We start from the raw sequence: 4,754 nt of genomic DNA on the forward strand, positions 1-4,754 counted from the left end.
GGCGGCCTGGCTGGCGGCGCAGCCGGCAAGGGCGCAGGCGAAGTGGTCAACCCGAAAGCCGGCGACGAGCTGCACGACCATAACCTGGCCCAGGGCGTGGGCGCGGGCGGCGGCGCGGCAACCGGCGCGGCTGTCGGTTCGGTGGCCGGCCCGGTGGGCGCGGCTGCGGGCGCCGTGATCGGCGGCCTGGCTGGCGGCGCAGCCGGCAAGGGCGCGGGCGAAGTCGTGAACCCGAAACCGGGCGACGAACTGCACGACCATAACCTGGCCAAGGGCGTGGGCGCGGCAGGCGGCGCAGTGGCCGGCGGCGCGACCATCGGCGCGGCGATCGGCGGCCCGGTCGGCATGGTGGCCGGCGCAGGCATCGGCGCTGCTGTCGGCGGCATGGCGGGCAAGGGCGTGGGCGGCATGGTCAACCCGCAGGCGGAAAACGAGCACTGGCGCAATTCGTACCAGACTCAGCCGTACTACACCCCGGGCTACACCTATGACGACTACGAGCCGGCCTATGCGCTGGGCTACAACAGCTACGGCAAGTATCCGGGCGACTACGACGCCAACGAGGCTCACCTGGCCGGCGAATGGGACCGTGTGAAGGGCAATTCGCGCCTGAGCTGGGACCAGGCCAAGTCGGCTTCGCGCGCCGCATGGCACAAGGTCGAGCGCGCCATTCCAGGCGACGCCGACCGCGACGGCCGCTGATCCTTACCCGACAGCAGTCAAACAAAAAGCCCCGCTGCTCGCGCAGCGGGGCTTTTTCTTGGGAACGGCAGGTTTACTGCTTGACCGCTTCCACCTGGATCGCCAGCTTCACTTCCGGCGAGAAGCGCGGCAGGCCGGCGTTGATGCCAAAATCGCTGCGCTGGAACTGGCCGGTCACGTCCGCGCCGCAGACTTCGCGCTTGTGCATCGGATGGACGATGCACTTGAACTTGTTGATGGTCAGGGTCAGCGGCTTGGTCACGCCGCGCAGGGTCAGCTCGCCATCGACCGAGGTCGGCACATCGCCGGTGAAGTTGACCCTGGTCGACTTGAAAGTCGCGGTCGGGAATTTCGCGGCGTCGAAGATGTCTTCCTTCTTGGCGTGCTCGTTCATCTTCTCGTGGCCGAAGTCAATGCTGTTGATGTCCACCACGATGTCGAGCGAGCCGGCCTTGGCGGCCGGATCCAGCACAATGGTGCCGTCGCTCTTGTTGAACTTGCCGCGCCATACCGAGATGCCCATGTGGTCGGCTTCGAAGCTCGGGTAGGTGTGGTTCGGATCGATCTTGTAGGTGTTGGCTGCGAAGGCTGCGCTGGTGCCGAGGGCGGCCAGGGCCGCACTCAGCGACATGAACATAAGCTTCATTTTCATCTGCAAAATCCCTTGTTGATGTTATTACGGAGCCGCGGTGACGCGGAATTTGATGACGACTTCATCGGCGACCATGCTCGTGTCTTTCCACTCGCCTTCGCCAATGTTGAAGGCCAGGCGCCGGATTGGCAACTGTCCCTCGAACACCTGTTTGCCGCCCTCGGTCTTCACCGTCAGGGGGAAGCTCACGTTGGCGGCCTTGCCCTTGATGCTCAGCTTGCCCGCGACATTGAACTTGCCCGCGCCGGCAGGGGTGATGCTGGAAGATACGAAGCTTGCCTTCGGGAATTGGGCCGCGTTGAACCATTCTTTCTTGGCGACTTCCTTGTTCATGTCCGGATCGCCCACGTCCAGGCTGGCGGTCACGATGTCGACACTGGCTTTCGACGCAGCCGGCTTGGCCGGGTCGTAGTCGATCTGGGCGGTAAATTGCTTGAACGGCGCCTCGACCGGCACGTTCATCTGCTTGAACACGGCTGACACGCTGCTCTTGGCAGGATCGGTCTTGAGCGGGGCGGCGCCCACGATGGCGCTGGCGAACAGGCTGGCCAGCAGCAGGCCTTTGATCGGTTTCATTCTTTACTCCTGGGAGGTGCGGGAAGAGAGGAAAATACGAGGAAGCATGCGCTGCATCACGCCGTCGCGGTCGACGAGCAGATGCTTGAACGCGGCCAGCACGTGCAGGCCGACGAGGGCGGCCAGCAGCATGTTGAGCCAGTAATGCGTGCCCTTGAGGACGGCCTTCAGCGCGGGATCGGGGCCGATCAGCACCGGCAGCTCCACGACACCAAAGTAGACGACAGGGATGCCGGACGCAAGGCTGTAGAAGTAGCCCGACAGCGGCACGGCGAACATCAGGAGGTAGAGCAGCCAGTGCAGGCCGTGGGCGGCGCCGCGCTGCCAGTTGGGCATGGCGTCGGCGTAGGCGGGCGGGTGGTTCGCCAGGCGCCACAGCAAGCGCAGCATGGCCAGGCCGAGCACCGTCACGCCGGCCCACTTGTGCCAGGAGTAGTACTTGAGCTTGGTCGGCGTCAGGCCGGGAATGTCGGTCATCACCAGGCCCATGGTGAAAGCGCCGATGATCAGGATGGCCAGCAGCCAGTGCAGCACGATGGCCGGGGTGGTGTAACGTTGCATAATGTTTCTTATTGGAAATCTGTCCGCGTTAGAACCAACTATACCGGAAAACGTTTTTCGCTGCCTGTGGGCTGCATTTTTTGCCAGGACACACTAGCACGGTATTGCACAGAACGCACGGCAAGGCGGGGTGGAATGTAAAATCGGAGTAAAGCATAATGAATTAATATTTATTGAAGACCACTAATGTTGGCCAAGGGTAAAAAGATGAATGATATGAGCCGGCCTTGCTGGAAGAATGCGCCGCGCCTGCTGGCGGCCTGCCTGGCCGTGGGACTGGCACTGCCGGCCTGGGCGGCCGACGTCGAGCGGGTGGTGGTGCAGCCGGACGAACTGGCCGACCTGTCGATCGAGGAACTGGCCAATATCCAGGTGACCTCGGTCTCCAAGCGTCCCGAGCGCCTGCAGAACGCGGCCGCCTCGGTGTTCCTGATCACCGCCGACGACATCCGCCGCTCCGGCGCCGATTCCCTGCCCGAAGTGCTGCGCCTGGCGCCCAATCTCTACGTCGCACGCACCAGCAGCTACGGCTATTCGATCAGTGCGCGCGGCATGAACACCAGTGGCAACAGCGTTTCGAACAAGCTGCTGGTCCTGATCGACGGGCGAAGCGTATATTCGCCCCTGTTCGCCGGCGTGTTCTGGGATGCGCAGGACATCGTGCTGGGCGATATCGAACGCATCGAAGTGATCAGCGGCCCGGGCGGCGTGCTGTGGGGCCTGAACGCCGTCAATGCCGTCATCAACATCAGCACCCGTTCGGCGCGCGAGACCGGCGGCACCCGGGCCACCTTGCGCGCCGCCACCGATGGCGCCGGCGCGATGCTGCGCCACGGCGAGGCCGGCGGAGCGCTCTCCTGGCGCGCCTTTGCCCGGGTCAGCGGACGCAAGGACAGCGAGTTGGCGAGCGGCGCGCCCGTTAATGACAGCTACCGCCGTTGGCTGGCTGGCTTCCGGGCCGACTGGGAAGGGGGCGCCGATCGCGTGACAGTGCTGGGCAATCTGTTGCGAGCGCGGCTCGACCAGCCTGAGCCGGGTGCACTCACGGTGTCGGGCTTCGATCCCGACCTGGGAAGAGTACGTTCCGACGGCGCCAACCTGTCGGTGCGCTGGGATCGCCGGCTCGAAGGCGGCGGCGGTATCGGCGTGCAGGCCTATTTCGACCATACCTTGCGCGACGTTAAGCCTCTGTACGGCGAGCGACTGTACACCACCGACCTGCAGTTCCAGCACACGCTGCCCGCCAGCGGTGCGCACAGCATTGTCTGGGGCGCCAGCTATCGCCACAGCCGCGACCGCATCACCAATGGCGAGGTGGTCGCCTTCCTGCCCGAGCGCGTCACCCAGCAATGGGGCAGCCTGTTCATGCAGGACGAGATCGCCCTGCGCGACGACTGGCGCCTGACCCTGGGCAACCGCTTCGAGTACAACGAATACACGAAGGTCGAATGGCTGCCGAGCGCTCGTCTTGCCTGGCGCCTGTCGCCGCGCCACGCCGTCTGGACTGGATTATCGCGTACGGTGCGCGCGCCTTCGCGCCTGGACGTGGACACCTACATCCCGGCGCGCCCGCCGCACCTCCTGCGCGGCGGCCCGCAAGTGCGTGGCGAAGTGTCGAATGTGTTCGAACTGGGCTACCGCGGCCAGCCGGTGCCGTCACTTTCCTACTCGGTCACCCTGTTCCACCACGACTACGACGATTTGCGCACCCAGGAAGTCGACCCGAGCGGCACTTTCCTGACATTCGCCAGCATGATGGAAGGACGCTCGACCGGGATCGAGGCCTGGGGCAACTGGCAGGCGGCGCGCAACTGGCGCCTGTCGGCGGGCTGGACCGCGATGCACCAGCACCTGCGTCTTAAGCCGGGCAGCAACGACATCAACGGGCCGCGAATGGCCGAGCGCGATCCGCGCAACACCTGGCAGCTGCGCTCGGGCTATGCCTTCGACGACAGGCGCGAGTTGGACCTGATGCTCCGCCACGTCGGCGCGACTTCGGATGTGCCGTCCTATACGGCCTTCGATGCGCGCCTTGGCTGGCGCCTGCGGCCGGGGCTGGAAGTGTCGGTGTTCGGCGAGAACCTGAATGGCGGACACCCAGAGTACGGCTCAGTGCAATATCGGGCCGAGGTGGAACGCCGGATTGGGGTGAAGGCGGTGTGGGAGTATTGAGGCATCATTCACCGCTGTGTGCGAATGAATGTAGGGTGGGCCGGGAACCCCGGCCCCCCAAGCGTTTATACCCCCCCCCCCCCGCGCCCCC

4 protein-coding genes and 1 pseudogene are annotated in these 4,754 nt (G+C 65.0%); 2 read left to right on the forward strand and 3 right to left on the reverse strand.

Annotated elements, in window-relative coordinates; all coding sequences use genetic code 11:
• Window positions 1-702, forward strand: a pseudogene (locus J8847_RS24305) (hypothetical protein); the annotation flags it as partial.
• A 73-nt stretch (window positions 703-775) separates the two neighbouring features.
• Here J8847_RS24305 and J8847_RS23810 read toward each other — a convergent pair.
• Genes J8847_RS23810 through J8847_RS23820 form a run of 3 tightly spaced genes read right to left on the reverse strand, consistent with a single transcriptional unit; the run spans window position 776 to window position 2,491 of the window.
• Complete coding sequence (locus tag J8847_RS23810) at window positions 776-1,354, reverse strand: YceI family protein (protein WP_211527165.1); 579 nt, start codon at window positions 1,352-1,354, stop codon at window positions 776-778.
• Between the two features lie 24 nt (window positions 1,355-1,378).
• The gene (locus J8847_RS23815) at window positions 1,379-1,930 is read right to left on the reverse strand and encodes a YceI family protein (protein ID WP_211527166.1); all 552 of its coding nucleotides are present in this window, start codon (window positions 1,928-1,930) and stop codon (window positions 1,379-1,381) included.
• 3 nt (window positions 1,931-1,933) lie between these two features.
• Window positions 1,934-2,491, reverse strand: coding sequence for a cytochrome b (locus J8847_RS23820; RefSeq protein ID WP_211527168.1), 558 nt, complete (start codon window positions 2,489-2,491; stop codon window positions 1,934-1,936).
• 207 nt (window positions 2,492-2,698) lie between these two features.
• Between J8847_RS23820 and J8847_RS23825 the strand changes: the two genes are divergently transcribed.
• A complete protein-coding gene (locus J8847_RS23825; protein ID WP_229429465.1) occupies window positions 2,699-4,663 on the forward strand; it encodes a TonB-dependent siderophore receptor in 1,965 nt (654 codons plus the stop codon).
• Window positions 4,664-4,754: the final 91 nt, after the last annotated feature.

This window comes from Massilia sp. AB1 (assembly GCF_018119385.1).
Classification (GTDB): domain Bacteria; phylum Pseudomonadota; class Gammaproteobacteria; order Burkholderiales; family Burkholderiaceae_D; genus Telluria.